This is a genomic window from Sphingomonas sp. CARO-RG-8B-R24-01 (assembly GCF_022662295.1).
Classification (GTDB): Bacteria; Pseudomonadota; Alphaproteobacteria; order Sphingomonadales; family Sphingomonadaceae; genus Sphingomonas.
The window spans coordinates 599,673-613,334 of the sequence record NZ_JAKNQI010000001.1; the positions used below are offsets into that span (position 1 = coordinate 599,673).

Genomic DNA, 13,662 nt, shown 5'->3' on the forward strand with positions numbered 1-13,662 from the left:
ACCGTTGGGATGCCGTTCAACGGCGACATCGGATACCGGAGATCCGCCGTAGCACGGTCGAGTCGACTATCGCCGGCACGGCACCCGCCGCACGGCCAACCCCTATCAGCCTGAGCGGAACACCAGCATCAGATTGTTCGCCGGCATCTCGATGAGCCGGTCGCGGACGAACCCGTGCCCCGCCGCGACCTGCTCGATCGATTCGACCTGGCGCAGCCCCCAGCGCGGATCACGTGCGCGCAGCGATTCGTCGAAGGTGAGGTTGCTCGGTGCGGTCGCCACGTCGCGCTGGAGGAACGGGCCGTAAAGGATCAGCGGCGCCCCCGGCGCGAGCAGCCGCACGGCCCCCGCGAGCAGCCCGAGCGTCGCATGCCACGGGCTGATATGGACCATGTTGATGCACAGCACCGCATCCGCCCGTTCGATCGGCCATTCCGGCGCAGCGGCATCGAGGTCGAGCGGTGGCGCGACGTTGGCGATGCCCGCGCACCATGCTGCGATCGAGCGCAGCGCCGCGGGGTCGGGGTCGCTCGGCTGCCAGTCGAGCGCGGGGAATTCCTGCGCGAGATAGGCGGCATGCTCACCCGATCCGCTCGCTACTTCGAGCACGACGCCCGCCGCTGGCAGGATCTCGCGCAGCACGTCGGCGATTGCCATACGGTTGCGGAGCGTGGCGGGGGCATGACGGCGTTCTCCCCCCTCCGCCTCTGCCGGAATCCACGGTGCCGGATCGCTCACGCGCGGGCCGCCGCGAGCAACCGCGTCGCGCGCTGGTACATTTCGATGCGTTGCGTGGCGAACATCCCCAGCGTCAGCGCGCCGAGCGTATCGATCACCAGCCCGACGTCGAAATGCAGCGCCGCCCCCTCGGTCTGCGCGACCGTCTTGATCGCGATGAGCACGACGATGAGCGCCAGCGCCCACAAGGACGCGCGTTGTCGCAGCTCGTGCGTCTCGGGATCGACATGGATTTCCATCGTCTTGCCCCGCTGCCAGCCGAGCCCCGCGCCGACCAGCAGCGCAACGGCGGCCAGTCCCCAGCCGAGCGCCGTCGGCGGGCTGCGATAGAAAAGCATCCCGACGACGGCCGCGTAGATCGCCGGCACGACCCACAATTGCTCGATCTTGAGCGGCCGCAGCCTGGTAATCCGTCGTGCACGAAGGCCGAACACGACGAGGAAGATCGCGATCGGGATCGCATATTGCAAAATCCCGAGCGGTTGCGCGTCGTGTACCGGCATCGTTTTCCCCCGTTATTCGGCCGCTTGGGCCAGCCCCGGCTCCTTCCATACCAGCACCGGCTTGCGTGCCGCCAGCGTTTCGTCGAGCCGGCTGCGCGGCGCGAAGTGCGGTGCACTCTTGAGGCTGACGTCGCCCGCCTTCGCCCGCTCCGCGACCGAGCGCAGCGCCATGACGAACTGGTCGATCGCCGCCTTCGATTCGGTCTCGGTCGGCTCGATCAGCATCGCGCCGTGGACGACCAGCGGGAAGTACATCGTCATCGGATGGAACCCCTCGTCGATCAGCCCCTTGGCGATATCGATCGTCGAGAAGCCGGTCGCCAGACCGTTATCCGAGAACAATGCCTCATGCATGCACGGCCCCGACGCCCCGAACGGCGCGTCGAGCGTGTCGTCGAGCGACCGCAGGATGTAGTTGGCGTTGAGCACCGCATCCTCGGCGACCTGCCGCAATCCATCAGCGCCGTGGCTAAGGATGTAGGTGAGCGCGCGCGTAAACATGCCCATCTGGCCATGGAACGCAACCATCCGGCCGAACGCGTGCGGGTGGTCGTCGCCTGCGGTCTCTTCCTCGATCAGCGCGAAATGGCCGTCCGCTTGCTTGGCGACGAATGGCAGCGGGCCGAACGGAGCGAGCGCTTCGGACAGCACGACCGGGCCCGAACCGGGACCGCCGCCGCCGTGCGGGGTCGAGAAGGTCTTGTGCAGGTTGATGTGCATCGCATCGATGCCGAGATCGCCCGGCCGCACACGCCCGACGATCGCGTTGAAGTTCGCGCCGTCGCAATAGACATAGCCGCCCGCCGCATGAACCGCGTCCGAGATCGTCCGCATGTCGCGCTCGAACAGCCCGCAGGTGTTGGGGTTGGTGATCATCACCCCCGCCACGTCCGGCCCAAGCCGCGCGATCAACGCCTGTGTATCGACGCGGCCTTCGGCGGTCGCGGGGATATCCTCGACCTGATAGCCCGCGAAGGCCGCGGTCGCGGGATTGGTGCCGTGCGCGCTTTCAGGGACGAGGATGATCTTGCGATGCCCCTCGCCCTTGGCTTCCAACGCAGCGCGGATCGCGAGCACGCCGCACAGCTCGCCATGCGCACCCGCCTTCGGGCTCATCGCAACGCCGTGCATGCCGGTGAGCGTGATCAGCCAGGTCGCAAGCTCATGAATGACGCCGAGCGCGCCCTGCACGCTGTCGATCGGCTGAAGCGGGTGGATGTCCGCGAAACCGGGGAGCCGCGCCATCTTCTCGTTGAGCCGCGGATTGTGCTTCATCGTGCACGAGCCGAGCGGGAAGAAGCCGAGGTCGATCCCGTAATTCTGGCGCGACAGGCGGGTGTAGTGGCGCACGGTCTCTGGCTCGGACAGGCCGGGGAGACCGATCGGGGTGGTGCGGAACAGACCGGCGAGGCGATCCGCGCTCCCCTCCCCTTCAGGGGAGGGGCTGGGGGTGGGGGGAGACTCACCGAGACCAGCGCCTGGTACAGCCCCACCCCAACCCCTCCCCTGAAGGGGAGGGGCTTCAGCGAAATCGACGCCAGTAGTCTCGGTATCACCAATCTCGAAGATCAGCGCCTCTTCCAGCATCAACGCCTTGTTGCCGGTAACCGTCGGGGACGCCTTGCCCCCGGAAACGGGCGCTTCGGGGCGCCATCCGCTTGCGTTGATGCTCATGCCAGGATCTCCTCGAGCGCTGCCGCCAGCGTTTCCACATCTTCTGCCGACGTCGTCTCGGTCACCGCGACGACGAGTCCGTTGGCGAGGCCATCCTCACCGGGATACAACCGCCCGAGCGACACGCCCGCCAGGATCCCGCGATCAGCCAGCGTCCGCACCACCGGGCGCGCCTCGACCGGCAGCTTAAGCGTGAATTCGTTGAAGAAAGCGGGCGTGACCAGTTCGACGCCAGCAACCTTGCTCAACCGCTCCGCCGCCGCGACCGCGCCGCGATGGTTGATCTGCGCCAGAGTCCGCAGTCCCTTCTCGCCCAGCAACGTCATGTGGATCGAAAAGGCCAGCGCGCACAGCCCCGAGTTGGTGCAGATGTTCGACGTCGCCTTCTCGCGCCGGATATGCTGCTCGCGCGTCGACAGCGTCAGCACGAACCCGCGCCGACCATCCGCGTCCAGCGTCTCGCCGCACAGGCGACCCGGCATCTGGCGAACGTATTTGTCCTTGCACCCGAACAGCCCGACATAGGGCCCGCCGAACTGCAACCCGACGCCGAGCGACTGCCCTTCGCCGACGACGATATCCGCGTCCATCTCCCCCGGCGACTTGATCGCGCCCAGCGCGACCGGCTCGGTCACGACCGCGATCAGCAGCGCCTTGTTGGCATGGCACGCGTCGGCGAGCGGGGTGAGGTCCGCGATCCGCCCGAGAATGTCGGGATATTGCACGACGACGCACGACGTATCCTTGTCGATCGCGCCGATCAGCGTCTCGAGATCGGTCTCGGCGCTGAGCGTCGGCGTGGCGGTCTCGAGCAGATCGCCCGTGAACTTGGCCATCGTCTTCGCGACTGAGACATAATGCGGATGGAGCCCCGACGACAGGATCGCCTTGCCGCGCTTGGTGATCCGCCGCGCCATGCCGATCGCTTCCCAGCAGGCGGTCGAGCCGTCGTACATCGATGCGTTCGCCACGTCCGTGCCGAGCAGCCGCGCGACTTGCGTCTGGAATTCGAACAGCATCTGCAGCGTGCCCTGCGCAATCTCGGGCTGGTACGGCGTATAGGCGGTCAGGAACTCGCCACGCTGGATCAGGTGATCGACCGAAGCCGGGACATGATGCTTGTACGCGCCGCAACCGAGGAAGAACGGCGCTTCCCCCGCGGTCAGGTTCTTGCGCGCGAGCGCGGTCATGTGGCGTTCGACCGCCATTTCGCTGGCGTGCATCGGCAGGCCGTGGATCGGCCCGTCGAGCCGCGCGGCTTCGGGGACGTCGACGAACAGATCGTCGATCGTCGCCACGCCGATCACGCCGAGCATCGCGTCGCGGTCAGGCTGAGTCAGGGGGAGATAACGCATCACTTATACTCCTCCCCTCTCCTTCAGGGGAGGGGCCGGGGGTGGGGCCGTGCCGCGAGTGGAGCGCCCGCGGAGAGGCCCCACCCAACCCCTCCCCGGCAGGGGGAGGGGTCAGTTCAGATCACAGCTTCGCGACGAACGCCTGGTAGGCGACCTCGTCCATCAACTCGCCGAGCTCATCGCTGTCGCTCAGCGTCAGTTTGAAGAACCAGCCGTCGCCTTCGGGATCCTCGTTGACCAGACCCGGCGTGTCGGCCAGCGCCGCGTTGCCATCGATCACCGTGCCCGAGACCGGCGAATAGACGTCCGATGCGGCCTTGACCGATTCGACCACTGCGGCTTCGTCGCCCTTGGTCAGTTCCTTGCCCTCTTCAGGCACGTCGACGAACACGATGTCGCCGAGCTGGCTCTGCGCATATTCGGTAATGCCGACGATGCCGATGTCGCCATCGACATCGACCCATTCATGATCTTCGGTAAAATAACGGCTCATCACTTGCCTCCGGTTCGGACGTAGCGGTGGGGGATAAACGGCATTGCGGTGACGGTCGCCTGATGGACCTTGCCGCGTTGCGCGAGTTGAATCGTGGTGCCGGCAACCGCCAGCGCGGTCGGGACATAGGCCATGGCGATCGGCGCACCGACGCTCGGCGCGAACCCGCCCGAGGTGACGCGGCCGACTTGCGAGCCCTGATCATCGAGCACTGCCGCACCCTCGCGTACCGGCTGGCGCCCTTCGACCAGCAGGCCGACACGCTTGATGATCGCGCCCGACTCGCGCTCGGCGAGAATACGCGGCGCGCCCATGAAGTCGCCCGCCTCGCGGCGGCGCTTCGACAGCGCGAAACCGAGATCCGCCTGGACGGGCGTCGTCTCGGGGTCGAGATCATGGCCATAGAGCGGCAAGCCCGCCTCGAGCCGGAGCGAATCGCGTGCGCCAAGGCCGATCGGCTTGACCTCGGGCTCGGCGGTGAGCGCATCGGCGAGCGCCTCGACGTTTTCGGCCGGGACCGAAATCTCGAACCCGTCCTCGCCGGTATAGCCCGAGCGGCTGATCCACAGCGGCTCGCCGTTCCACTCGAACGCGCCTGCGGTCATGAACACCAGCGCTTCGACGCCCGGCACCAGCCGCGCCAGCGCATCGACCGCCTTGGGCCCCTGCAACGCGAGCAGCGCCTGGTCTTCCATATGGTTGAGCGCGATGCCGTCGGGCAGATATTCGAGCAGATGCGCGATATCGTCGATCTTGGTCGCGCCGTTGACGACCATATAATAGCCCTGGATGTCGAACGGATTGGCGTCCGGCAGATGCGTGACCATCAGATCGTCAAGGATGCCGCCATCCTCCGACAGTAGCAGCGAATAGCGCTGCTTGCCCTGCCCCAGCCCGGCGACATCGGCGGGCAGTACCGCTTCCAGCGCCGCAACGACGTCTGCGCCCTCTTCCGAGCGGAACAGCAATTGCCCCATGTGGCTGACGTCGAACAACCCGGCCGATTCGCGCACCCACAGATGCTCGGCCATAATGCCTTCATATTGGACGGGCATTTCGTAGCCCGCGAACGGCACCATCCGGCCACCCCGCGCACGATGCCACGCATCGAGCGGCAATTGCTCGATGGCAATCTCGTCGGCTTCGGTCTCGTAGGGGTCGAGGTCGCTCATGTTGGTCTTCCGCAAGAGGTCAACGGCGCGCCAGGGCGCCGGAACGCCGTGATGTGCCGCCCCCTCTGTCACGGAACCTGAGAGCTTTCACGGAACCACATGGTCCGCTTACCCCTTCGGTGGCGCTCGCCCACAGGGCAGCGCGCTTTCCAGAGTGTCGAGTCGATCCGCGCGGTCCGGTTGCCTGAGAGATTCCGGGGCGGTTGCTCCTTCGGCGGTCCGAGTTCCCCCGGACGCTCTCCCGCGCGTACCCTTGACGGTTGCCCGTCAACGACGCGGCCGGTTTGCCGCGCCGCAACAGGCAAGTCAACGAGAAGGCTTAGCGCGTCGCGTTATATTTGAGCTGTTCGTCGGTCAGCTGGAAGCCGACCAGCGCCTCGAAGCTCGCGCGGAGCACCGCCTGGCGGATCTCCGGACGGCTCAGCGGATCGGTCGCGGCGTCCTCGTCGCCCGCCTTGCGCTTCTCGGTCAGCTTCTTGCGGACGTCGTCGGGCAGCGTCGCGGCCGCGCGCGAGACGCTCGCGGTCCCCGTCCCCTGCGCCGCAGCGCGGGCCTGTCCGGCATCGAAATGCAGCGTCACGCGACCGACGCGCTTGGCGACCACGGCGGTGCCGCCCTGCACGACCGTGACGAAATACGGCAGCGTCACGTCACGCGGTGCATCGGTGCGGACCCGGCGGCCCTCGACCGAGAAGGTCACCTTGGTGAGCACGTCGGTGCCGGAGTCGTCGCAGGTCGAGCGGACGTTGGTCAGCACGGCCGTGAGGTCGATCGCATTGGCGTCGCGGCTTGCGGGTGGGTCGAACATCGTGACGTCACCCGTTGCTGCAGGCACGCCGACCGCGGGGCAGGCATTGCGGACGGCCGTGATGCCGCCGGACGCGTCGAGCTCCCCCGTATGGGCGCAGCCGCCGAGCAGGATCGCACCGCCCGCACTGAACGCGATTGCGGCGATGGCTGATTTCCGGATGGTCACGGGGGCACGCACCTTATCATGCAAAAGGGATCCACACCCGAACGGCGCGGCATGGACGTCCCGCTTCATAGGAAGCGGCTTTCGCGCACGCAAGCAATCGCGTAGTGTCGGCACCGCATGAGTACCCCCGTCGCAAAGCCGCCGCTCGACCTGATCATCGCCGCGCCGCGTGGCTTTTGCGCTGGCGTCGACCGGGCGATCCAGATCGTCGAGCTCGCGCTGCAGAAATTCGGGGCGCCGGTCTATGTGCGTCACGAGATTGTCCACAACCGCTTCGTCGTCGACCAGTTGCGCGACCGGGGCGCGGTCTTCGTCGAGGAGCTGGACGACGTGCCGGACGGCGTGCCGGTGGTATTTTCCGCGCATGGCGTGCCCAAGGCGGTGCCGGACAAGGCGACCGAGCGCGGCCTGGAATTTCTCGACGCGACCTGTCCGCTGGTGTCCAAGGTCCACCGCCAGGCGGAACGGATGGTCGCGCTGGGCCGCCACATCGTCTTCATCGGCCACCGCGGCCACCCCGAAGTCATCGGCACGTTCGGTCAGGTGCCCGACGGCGCCATGACGCTGGTGGAGACCGTGACCGACGCCGAGCGCTATGCCCCGACCGATCCGGCCAACCTTGCCTTCCTGACCCAGACGACGCTGTCGATGGACGACACCGCCGATGTCGTCGCCGTCCTCAAGCGCCGCTTCCCGGCGATCCAGGGCCCGCCCGGCGAGGACATCTGCTACGCCACCGCCAACCGCCAGGCAGCGGTCAAGGCGATCGCACGGCAATGCGACGCGTTGCTCGTGATCGGCGCGCCCAATTCGTCCAACTCGGTACGGCTGGTCGAAGTCGCCGAACGCGAAGGCACCCCCGCCCGGCTGATCCAGCGCGCCGCCGAGCTCGACTGGCAGTTCCTTACCGGTGTCCGCACGCTCGGCCTCACGGCGGGCGCGTCCGCGCCGGAAGTGCTGGTCCGCGAGCTGGTCGACCGGCTCGCCGAACGCTTCACCGTGACCGAGCGCGAGGAAACGACGAAGCGCGAGACGGTCTCGTTCAAGCTGCCCCGCGGCCTCGACGTCGCGGCCTGAACCATGGCCGTCTACACGCATGTCTCGGCCGAGGCGCTCGGCCAGTTCCTCCTCGGGTTCGACTGCGGCACGCTCGTCTCGGCCAAGGGCATTGCCGAAGGGGTCGAGAACACCAACTATCTGGTCGACACGACGACCGGCCGGTTCATCCTCACGCTCTACGAAAAGCGCGTCGACAGCGGCGACCTGCCCTTCTTCCTTGCCTTGCTCGACCATCTCGCGGCCCGCGGCAATCCGGTCCCGCCCGCGATCAAGAACCGGGCGGGCGACTCGATCCACCAGCTGGAGGGCCGCCCCGCCTGCCTGATCCAGTTCCTCCCGGGCGTATCGATCTCCCACCCGACCGCCGGCCAGGCGCGGGCGGCCGGCGCCGCGATGGCGACGATGCACGCGGGGCTCGGTGACTTCCCGCTCACCCGCCCCAACACCATGGGGGTCGGCAGCTGGCAGCCGCTGTTCGAGCGGTGCGGACATAGCCTCGAGGCGATCGCGCCGGGATTGTACGACACGCTCGGCTTCGCGCTCGATGCGGTGGTGCGCCGCTGGCCGGGCGACTCCCTCGATCGATGCGCGATCCACGCCGATCTGTTTCCCGACAATGTGCTGATGCGCGGCGATACCGTATCGGGGCTGATCGACTTCTATTTCGCCTGCAGCGACATCCGCGTCTTCGACCTGGCGATCATGGATACGGCCTGGTCGTTCGACGCCACCGGAGCGCAGTTCGATGCCGGAATCAGCGCGGCGCTGCTGGCCGGCTATGGCAGCCGCTTCGCGTTGAGCGCGGAAGAAACCGCGCACTTTCCGACGCTTGCAAGCGGTGCCTGCATCCGCTTCGCACTGTCGCGCGCGTGGGACTGGCTCAACACCCCCGCGGACGCGCTGGTGACGCGAAAAGATCCGCTCGCCTACGTCCGGCGGCTGTCGCATTATGCGCCGGAGCTGGCTAAGCGGACGCGATGACCGACGCTCCTTCTCCGCTCACGCCGCCCGAACTCACCAAGGTCGAAATCGCCACCGATGGCGCCTGCAAGGGCAACCCTGGCCCCGGCGGCTGGGGCGCGCTGATCCGTAGCGGCGGGACCGAAAAGGAACTGTCGGGTGGCGAGAAGCTGACGACCAACAACCGGATGGAGCTGATGGCCGCGATCGAGGGCTTGCGCGCGCTGAAACGCCCGTGCCGCGTGACGCTGTCGACCGACAGCCGCTACGTGATGGATGGCCTGACCAAGTGGATCAAGGGCTGGCAGAAGAACGGCTGGAAGACCGCCGCCAAGCAGCCGGTCAAGAACGCGGAGCTGTGGCAGGCGCTGCTCGACGCCGCCAAGCCGCACCGGATCGACTGGGTGTGGGTCAAGGGCCATGCCGGGCACCCCGACAACGAACGCGCCGACCGATTGGCGAGCGATGCCGCGGTGCTGGCGGGGCGGCGCGGATAACGGGACAGGCACCGCTCACCGACGCCGGCCAGGTCCGACCCGGATAATCTGGAGCTGTATGCTTTTTCAATGTTTTATGCGGATATCCTGATCCAGAATCACCAGACGTGCGCATCGTGCGCGCTCCTGCGGCACAGGCGTCGCCAGTTGCTGGCGATCGGAAGGTTAGGCGAAAGCTAGGGGTAGACGGCAATGTCAAAGAGCGGACCCGACCGGTAGCAGAAAGCGCGCCTGTACGACACGGGACGTCGCCACCCGGCCGATCCCCATGCCTACAGCACCTGACTAAGCGGAACGCGGGAACGGCCCGTCAAAGCCAACGATCAGCGTGCCCTTTTCTGGAACATTGGACCAAGCTGCGCTCAGCGCATCAATCCTGACGCGTATCGCCTCGATCTCTTGCTTCGATACAGGAGCGACCGCATGACCGCTGGCCGCACAGCCATGTTCATACATTGCGATGGCGTCGGAGGCACTGACCCTCCCGCTCCACATTTCGGCTTGGAAGGTCTCGACGAGCCGCTCGATTGCATCAGCCACCGCATCGCCTTGGGTCAAAAAGCTCGCCGGTTGGCCTTCCCGCAACAAAGACAGGAAGCCGCGATGCGGCACCACGCTCTCGACCGCGTAGTGGATCATATCGTGGGGGATGATGCCCTGTTTCGGGCATTGGATCATCTCGAGGGGTAAGCCGCTACGCTCGATATGCAGATGATCGTACTTCCCAGTGCCTTTTGTAAACGTGAGATGCACTCATCCGTCTCCTTGCGTTTGCAATCCAGCAACGTCCGCCGCGCGTAGCAAGACCGGCGGCTGACGCCCAGTTGCTGCCATAGCAAAGGCGTGCCATCTTCGTCGGCGATGCTAACTTATCTGAATCCGGCCCGGCTTGCCCAAATTGGCGTAGTCGCGCTTGGATCAGTGGCTATGACGATCATCGTTGATCAATGGCAGTTCCGAACTTCTTGGAATTTCATTTGGATTTTTCTTATTCCAGCATTGCTGGGTATCGTCCTTAACACGGGATTGTTACGTCGAATCCAGATGAGTGTGATCTTACCAGGCGTATCCCTTATCGCCTTGATGGTCGCGGGTCAGCTATTTGGCAGCATGGGCTAACGGCTGTTCTCCACCACGACCGGCCATTCCCGCCACGCCCTCGAACGCTCACAAAGCGGCCGCGCAGCACCGATAGCGCCTCCATCCGATCGCGAGCGGCGCCACGGCAAACCGCCCCCCCGCGTCCTGGAACGACGGCGCGGCCCGCTAATCCGCCACCGGGAGCAACCACCGCCGCGCTGGCGTGTTCAGCCTTCCCATGCCGGATCCCTTCGGCAGGACATTGCGAGCGAGGCACCAATGGTTTCAGCGAACGAACTGGCAGACGCCCTTGATGCGGCGCGCGTCGCGGCGCGCGCCGAATACCGGCAGGCCGTGGTCGCGCTGGCCGGTCGCGAAGCCGCCAAGGATGCCGGGCCGGACCGCGCGCCCGCGGATGTCGATCGCCTGCATCATGCGCGGACGCGGGTGATCGCCCTGGATGCCGCTTGGGACGAGCTGTCGCAGATGATCGACGAAGGCGCGCCCCTCATCGGCGACTGACGCGCCGCGCGCTTCGTCCGCCAGCAGACGCCGACGGAACGCCCGGCATCACGTCCCGCGGGCGAACCGCTCCGGCGCGTAGCGCCGCGCATCTATCCCGGCGATGCTCGCCTCCGGCGTCCGCCGCAGCAACAGCGCCGCGGCCAGCGCCGCCGCGGCGGGTGCGGTCTGGATGCCGAAGCCGCCCTGCCCCGCGCACCAGAAGAACCCCGGTGCATCGGGCGCAAAGCCGTAGACGGGCAGTCGGTCCGGCGCAAAGCTGCGCAGGCCTGCCCACCGGCGCTCCACCCCGGTCACGCGCCAGTCGACGACTCGCTCGAACCGGTCGATCGCGGTGGCGACGTCGATCTCCTCGGGCTGAACGTCGCCGGCGTGGGTGGCGGTCTCGTCATGCGGGCTCAGCCAGATCTTCCCGCCGGCTTCGGGCTTGAAGTAGAAGTCCCCGCCAATCCCGACGACGTGCGGTAGCGCGTCGGACGCGACCGGATCGGTGGCGAGCTGCACCATGGTGCGGCGATAGGCGGTGATGCCGAGCGGCGCGACCCCCGCCATCCGCGCCACGTCGTCTGCCCAGGCGCCGGCGGCGTTGACGATTACCCGCGCGCGAAACGGCCCCGCGCTCGTCTCGAGCAACCAGCCATCGCCGCGCCGCGCGACGGCGGCGAGCCGTGCGGACACCACCAGCTGCGCCCCGGCGCGGCGTGCCAGCGCGAGATAATGCGCATGCAGGGCCGCCACGTCGATGTACGTGCTGCTCTGCTCGAGCACGCCCAGCACCCAATCCGGGCGCAGGCCGGGGACCAGGACCTGCGGGTCCACCCGCTCCAGCGCGACTCCGCTCCCGTCGAATTCCGCAAGGAACGCGTCGATCGCCGCGCGATCCGTGGCACGGCCGATGTGGAGCGACCCGAGTGCCTGCAGGAACCCGCCGTCGTGCAACGCCGGACCGGACGCCGTGGTCAGCGGCTGCACACCGGGACCGCCGTAGGTTTCGGACCAGAACGCCGCGGATCGCCCGGTTGCGTGATAGCCCGGCAGGTCCTCCGCCTCCAGCAGCAGGACCGCGGCGTGCGGCGCGACCATCGCCGCCAGGCTTGCGCCCGCCATGCCGGCACCGACGATCGCCACATCATACTGCATCGCCGGGTCAGCCCCGCGCATGGGTTGCGAGGAACGTGTCGATCGCGCCGATCGCGCGGTTTCGCACCGCATCGGCCTCGCGCAGGATCTCGTGCGCCGATTCGGGCCCAAAACGCACCACCGTGCTGTTGGGCAAGGTGGCCGCCATCGCGGCGGCGACCGGGGTCGATACCAGCTGGTCGGCATCGGCGAGCAGGAACAGCAGCGGGACGCTCATCGTCGCCAGTCGCGGATCGGCGCGCAACCGCCGGGTCGAGGAAAATGCCTGGGCCAGCCAGCGCCAGCTCGGCGGGCCGAGCAGCAGTTCCGGCCGAGTCGATTGCCAGAAGATCTCGTCCTCATACCGGGCGGGATCGTGCGTGAGCAGCGTCTGGCGGGTCTCGGTCGTTGCCGGGCGCTCGTTCCCGCGCCATGCCGGTCGCGCCGGATCGCCCAGGCGAGTCATCAGCGCCGCGACCTTTTCGCCAAGCAACTGGCCGACCGGGCTATGCAGTCCCAGCATCGGCGCGACGAGCACTGCGGCATCCGGTTCCGCCGCCCCCTCGGTCAGTGCCCGCAACAGCAGGTGCCCCCCCATCGAATGGCCGATCGCGACGTGCGGGCCCGATGCCGCCCCGGAGCGCTGCGCGACCCACTCCGCCCAGAAGGCGCGGAAGTCGTCGATATAATGCTTGAAGTCATCGACATGGCCGACGTGCGTGTCCTTCGCCAGGCGCCCGGAGCCACCCTGTCCGCGCCAGTCGAACGATGTCACCGACCATCCCTGCGCCTGCCAGTAAGCGAAGGTTTCCAGATATTTCTCGAACACGTCGCCGCGCCCGCCCTGGAACAGCAGGCGACCGCGCGGCGTGCCCGTCGCGGGCCAGTCGAACCGGCGGAGCATCCATCCGTCCGGCGCCTTCCAGGCGGTAATCCGCGCAGCCGCGGGAATCGCGCGCCGGTACAATTGGGGGGAGACCATGCGACATGGTTACGTTTTCGAAAGGCACGCCGTCTAGGACTTTCCCGCATGGGTGGGGCTTCTCTTACGGCGATGGTGCTGATCGCACTGGTCGCATTGCTGGTTTCGGCCGGTGTCCAGGACGCGCGCACGCGCGAGATCGGCAATGGGAAAAACATCGCGATCGCGCTGCTCGCCCCCGTGTGGTGGTGGGCCAGCGGCCTTTCGCCGTGGCCCGACATGGGGCTCCAGCTGGGCATAGCGATGCTGGTCTTCGCGGCGTTCGTGGCGGCGTTCCATTTCGGCTGGATGGGCGGCGGCGACGTCAAGATGATCGGCGCGCTGGCCCTGTGGCTGCCGCTCCAGCCGCTCGTGTCGATGCTGATCCTGATGTCGCTGTTCGGCGGCGTGCTCACGCTGCTGATGCTGGTCGACCGCGCGGTCCGTCGGCGCAGCGCGCCAATCGAGGTTCCGTACGGCGTGGCGATCGCCATCGCTACACTCTTTGTACTGCGTGAACCGCTTTTTAACCACCTTGGTGGGAATGCTTAAC

The 13,662-nt window shown here is 67.2% G+C and carries 16 protein-coding genes and 1 riboswitch; of the genes, 6 read left to right on the forward strand and 10 right to left on the reverse strand.

The window, feature by feature from the left end:
- Nucleotides 1-105: 105 nt before the first annotated feature.
- The 7 genes from L8G49_RS02880 to L8G49_RS02910 all read right to left on the reverse strand — a co-directional run bounded on the left by L8G49_RS02880 (nt 106) and on the right by L8G49_RS02910 (nt 6,911).
- Nucleotides 106-738, reverse strand: coding sequence for a DUF938 domain-containing protein (locus L8G49_RS02880; protein ID WP_347272036.1), 633 nt, complete (start codon nt 736-738; stop codon nt 106-108).
- A complete protein-coding gene (locus tag L8G49_RS02885; RefSeq protein ID WP_242182320.1) occupies nt 735-1,241 on the reverse strand; it encodes a CcdC protein domain-containing protein in 507 nt (168 codons plus the stop codon). The genes L8G49_RS02880 and L8G49_RS02885 overlap by 4 nt, the downstream gene beginning before the upstream one ends.
- A 12-nt stretch (nt 1,242-1,253) precedes the next feature.
- The gene (gene gcvPB / locus L8G49_RS02890) at nt 1,254-2,915 is read right to left on the reverse strand and encodes an aminomethyl-transferring glycine dehydrogenase subunit GcvPB (RefSeq protein WP_242182322.1); all 1,662 of its coding nucleotides are present in this window, start codon (nt 2,913-2,915) and stop codon (nt 1,254-1,256) included.
- Nucleotides 2,912-4,270 carry an aminomethyl-transferring glycine dehydrogenase subunit GcvPA gene (gene gcvPA / locus L8G49_RS02895; RefSeq protein WP_242182323.1) on the reverse strand — a complete coding sequence of 453 codons (1,359 nt, stop codon included), beginning with the start codon at nt 4,268-4,270 and terminating at the stop codon, nt 2,912-2,914. The genes gcvPB and gcvPA overlap by 4 nt, the downstream gene beginning before the upstream one ends.
- A gap of 121 nt (nt 4,271-4,391) precedes the next feature.
- Entirely contained in the window at nt 4,392-4,763 is a 372-nt protein-coding gene (gcvH, locus tag L8G49_RS02900) for a glycine cleavage system protein GcvH (RefSeq protein ID WP_242137521.1), read from the reverse strand.
- A complete protein-coding gene (gcvT, locus tag L8G49_RS02905) occupies nt 4,763-5,935 on the reverse strand; it encodes a glycine cleavage system aminomethyltransferase GcvT (protein WP_242182325.1) in 1,173 nt (390 codons plus the stop codon). Before gcvT ends, gcvH begins: the two co-directional genes overlap by 1 nt.
- Nucleotides 5,936-6,097: 162 nt before the next feature.
- A riboswitch (glycine riboswitch) is annotated at nt 6,098-6,189 on the reverse strand.
- Between the two features lie 65 nt (nt 6,190-6,254).
- Complete coding sequence (locus L8G49_RS02910) at nt 6,255-6,911, reverse strand: hypothetical protein (RefSeq protein ID WP_242182327.1); 657 nt, start codon at nt 6,909-6,911, stop codon at nt 6,255-6,257.
- Between the two features lie 117 nt (nt 6,912-7,028).
- On the opposite strand from L8G49_RS02910, the gene ispH reads away from it, so the two are divergent.
- The 3 genes from ispH to rnhA are packed head-to-tail and all read left to right on the forward strand — an operon-like array spanning nt 7,029 to nt 9,427.
- Entirely contained in the window at nt 7,029-7,988 is a 960-nt protein-coding gene (gene ispH / locus L8G49_RS02915; protein WP_242182329.1) for a 4-hydroxy-3-methylbut-2-enyl diphosphate reductase, read from the forward strand.
- A gap of 3 nt (nt 7,989-7,991) precedes the next feature.
- On the forward strand, nt 7,992-8,951 hold the full coding sequence (gene thrB, locus L8G49_RS02920) for a homoserine kinase (protein ID WP_242137525.1): 960 nt from the start codon (nt 7,992-7,994) through the stop codon (nt 8,949-8,951).
- Entirely contained in the window at nt 8,948-9,427 is a 480-nt protein-coding gene (gene rnhA / locus L8G49_RS02925) for a ribonuclease HI (protein ID WP_242137526.1), read from the forward strand. The genes thrB and rnhA overlap by 4 nt, the downstream gene beginning before the upstream one ends.
- 285 nt (nt 9,428-9,712) lie before the next feature.
- Here rnhA and L8G49_RS02930 read toward each other — a convergent pair whose 3' ends face one another.
- The gene (locus L8G49_RS02930; RefSeq protein WP_242182331.1) at nt 9,713-10,180 is read right to left on the reverse strand and encodes a hypothetical protein; all 468 of its coding nucleotides are present in this window, start codon (nt 10,178-10,180) and stop codon (nt 9,713-9,715) included.
- 174 nt (nt 10,181-10,354) lie between these two features.
- On the opposite strand from L8G49_RS02930, the gene L8G49_RS02935 reads away from it, so the two are divergent.
- Nucleotides 10,355-10,546, forward strand: a complete 192-nt coding sequence (locus tag L8G49_RS02935; protein WP_242182333.1) for a hypothetical protein — start codon at nt 10,355-10,357, stop codon at nt 10,544-10,546.
- 240 nt (nt 10,547-10,786) lie between these two features.
- Nucleotides 10,787-11,029: a hypothetical protein gene (locus L8G49_RS02940; RefSeq protein ID WP_242182335.1), complete on the forward strand. Its 243-nt coding sequence runs from the start codon at nt 10,787-10,789 to the stop codon at nt 11,027-11,029.
- Nucleotides 11,030-11,077: 48 nt separating this feature from the next.
- Here L8G49_RS02940 and L8G49_RS02945 read toward each other — a convergent pair whose 3' ends face one another.
- Nucleotides 11,078-12,169, reverse strand: coding sequence for an FAD-dependent oxidoreductase (locus L8G49_RS02945; protein ID WP_242182828.1), 1,092 nt, complete (start codon nt 12,167-12,169; stop codon nt 11,078-11,080).
- Nucleotides 12,170-12,176: 7 nt separating this feature from the next.
- On the reverse strand, nt 12,177-13,130 hold the full coding sequence (locus tag L8G49_RS02950) for an alpha/beta hydrolase (protein ID WP_242182336.1): 954 nt from the start codon (nt 13,128-13,130) through the stop codon (nt 12,177-12,179).
- A gap of 48 nt (nt 13,131-13,178) precedes the next feature.
- On the opposite strand from L8G49_RS02950, the gene L8G49_RS02955 reads away from it, so the two are divergent.
- The gene (locus L8G49_RS02955; protein ID WP_242182338.1) at nt 13,179-13,661 is read left to right on the forward strand and encodes a prepilin peptidase; all 483 of its coding nucleotides are present in this window, start codon (nt 13,179-13,181) and stop codon (nt 13,659-13,661) included.
- Nucleotide 13,662: the final 1 nt, after the last annotated feature.

Excerpts from the sequence above, each read along its gene's own strand:
- gcvPB (WP_242182322.1), bottom strand. The coding sequence starts at position 2,915 with ATGAGCATCAACGCAAGCGGATGGCGCCCCGAAGCGCCCGTTTCCGGG.
- gcvH (WP_242137521.1), bottom strand. The coding sequence starts at position 4,763 with ATGAGCCGTTATTTTACCGAAGATCATGAATGGGTCGATGTCGATGGC.
- gcvT (WP_242182325.1), bottom strand. The coding sequence starts at position 5,935 with ATGAGCGACCTCGACCCCTACGAGACCGAAGCCGACGAGATTGCCATC.
- rnhA (WP_242137526.1), top strand. The coding sequence starts at position 8,948 with ATGACCGACGCTCCTTCTCCGCTCACGCCGCCCGAACTCACCAAGGTC.
- gcvPA (WP_242182323.1), bottom strand. The coding sequence starts at position 4,270 with ATGCGTTATCTCCCCCTGACTCAGCCTGACCGCGACGCGATGCTCGGC.
- L8G49_RS02945 (WP_242182828.1), bottom strand. The coding sequence starts at position 12,169 with ATGCAGTATGATGTGGCGATCGTCGGTGCCGGCATGGCGGGCGCAAGC.
- L8G49_RS02885 (WP_242182320.1), bottom strand. The coding sequence starts at position 1,241 with ATGCCGGTACACGACGCGCAACCGCTCGGGATTTTGCAATATGCGATC.
- ispH (WP_242182329.1), top strand. The coding sequence starts at position 7,029 with ATGAGTACCCCCGTCGCAAAGCCGCCGCTCGACCTGATCATCGCCGCG.
- L8G49_RS02940 (WP_242182335.1), top strand. The coding sequence starts at position 10,787 with ATGGTTTCAGCGAACGAACTGGCAGACGCCCTTGATGCGGCGCGCGTC.
- L8G49_RS02950 (WP_242182336.1), bottom strand. The coding sequence starts at position 13,130 with ATGGTCTCCCCCCAATTGTACCGGCGCGCGATTCCCGCGGCTGCGCGG.
- L8G49_RS02935 (WP_242182333.1), top strand. The coding sequence starts at position 10,355 with ATGACGATCATCGTTGATCAATGGCAGTTCCGAACTTCTTGGAATTTC.
- L8G49_RS02955 (WP_242182338.1), top strand. The coding sequence starts at position 13,179 with ATGGGTGGGGCTTCTCTTACGGCGATGGTGCTGATCGCACTGGTCGCA.
- thrB (WP_242137525.1), top strand. The coding sequence starts at position 7,992 with ATGGCCGTCTACACGCATGTCTCGGCCGAGGCGCTCGGCCAGTTCCTC.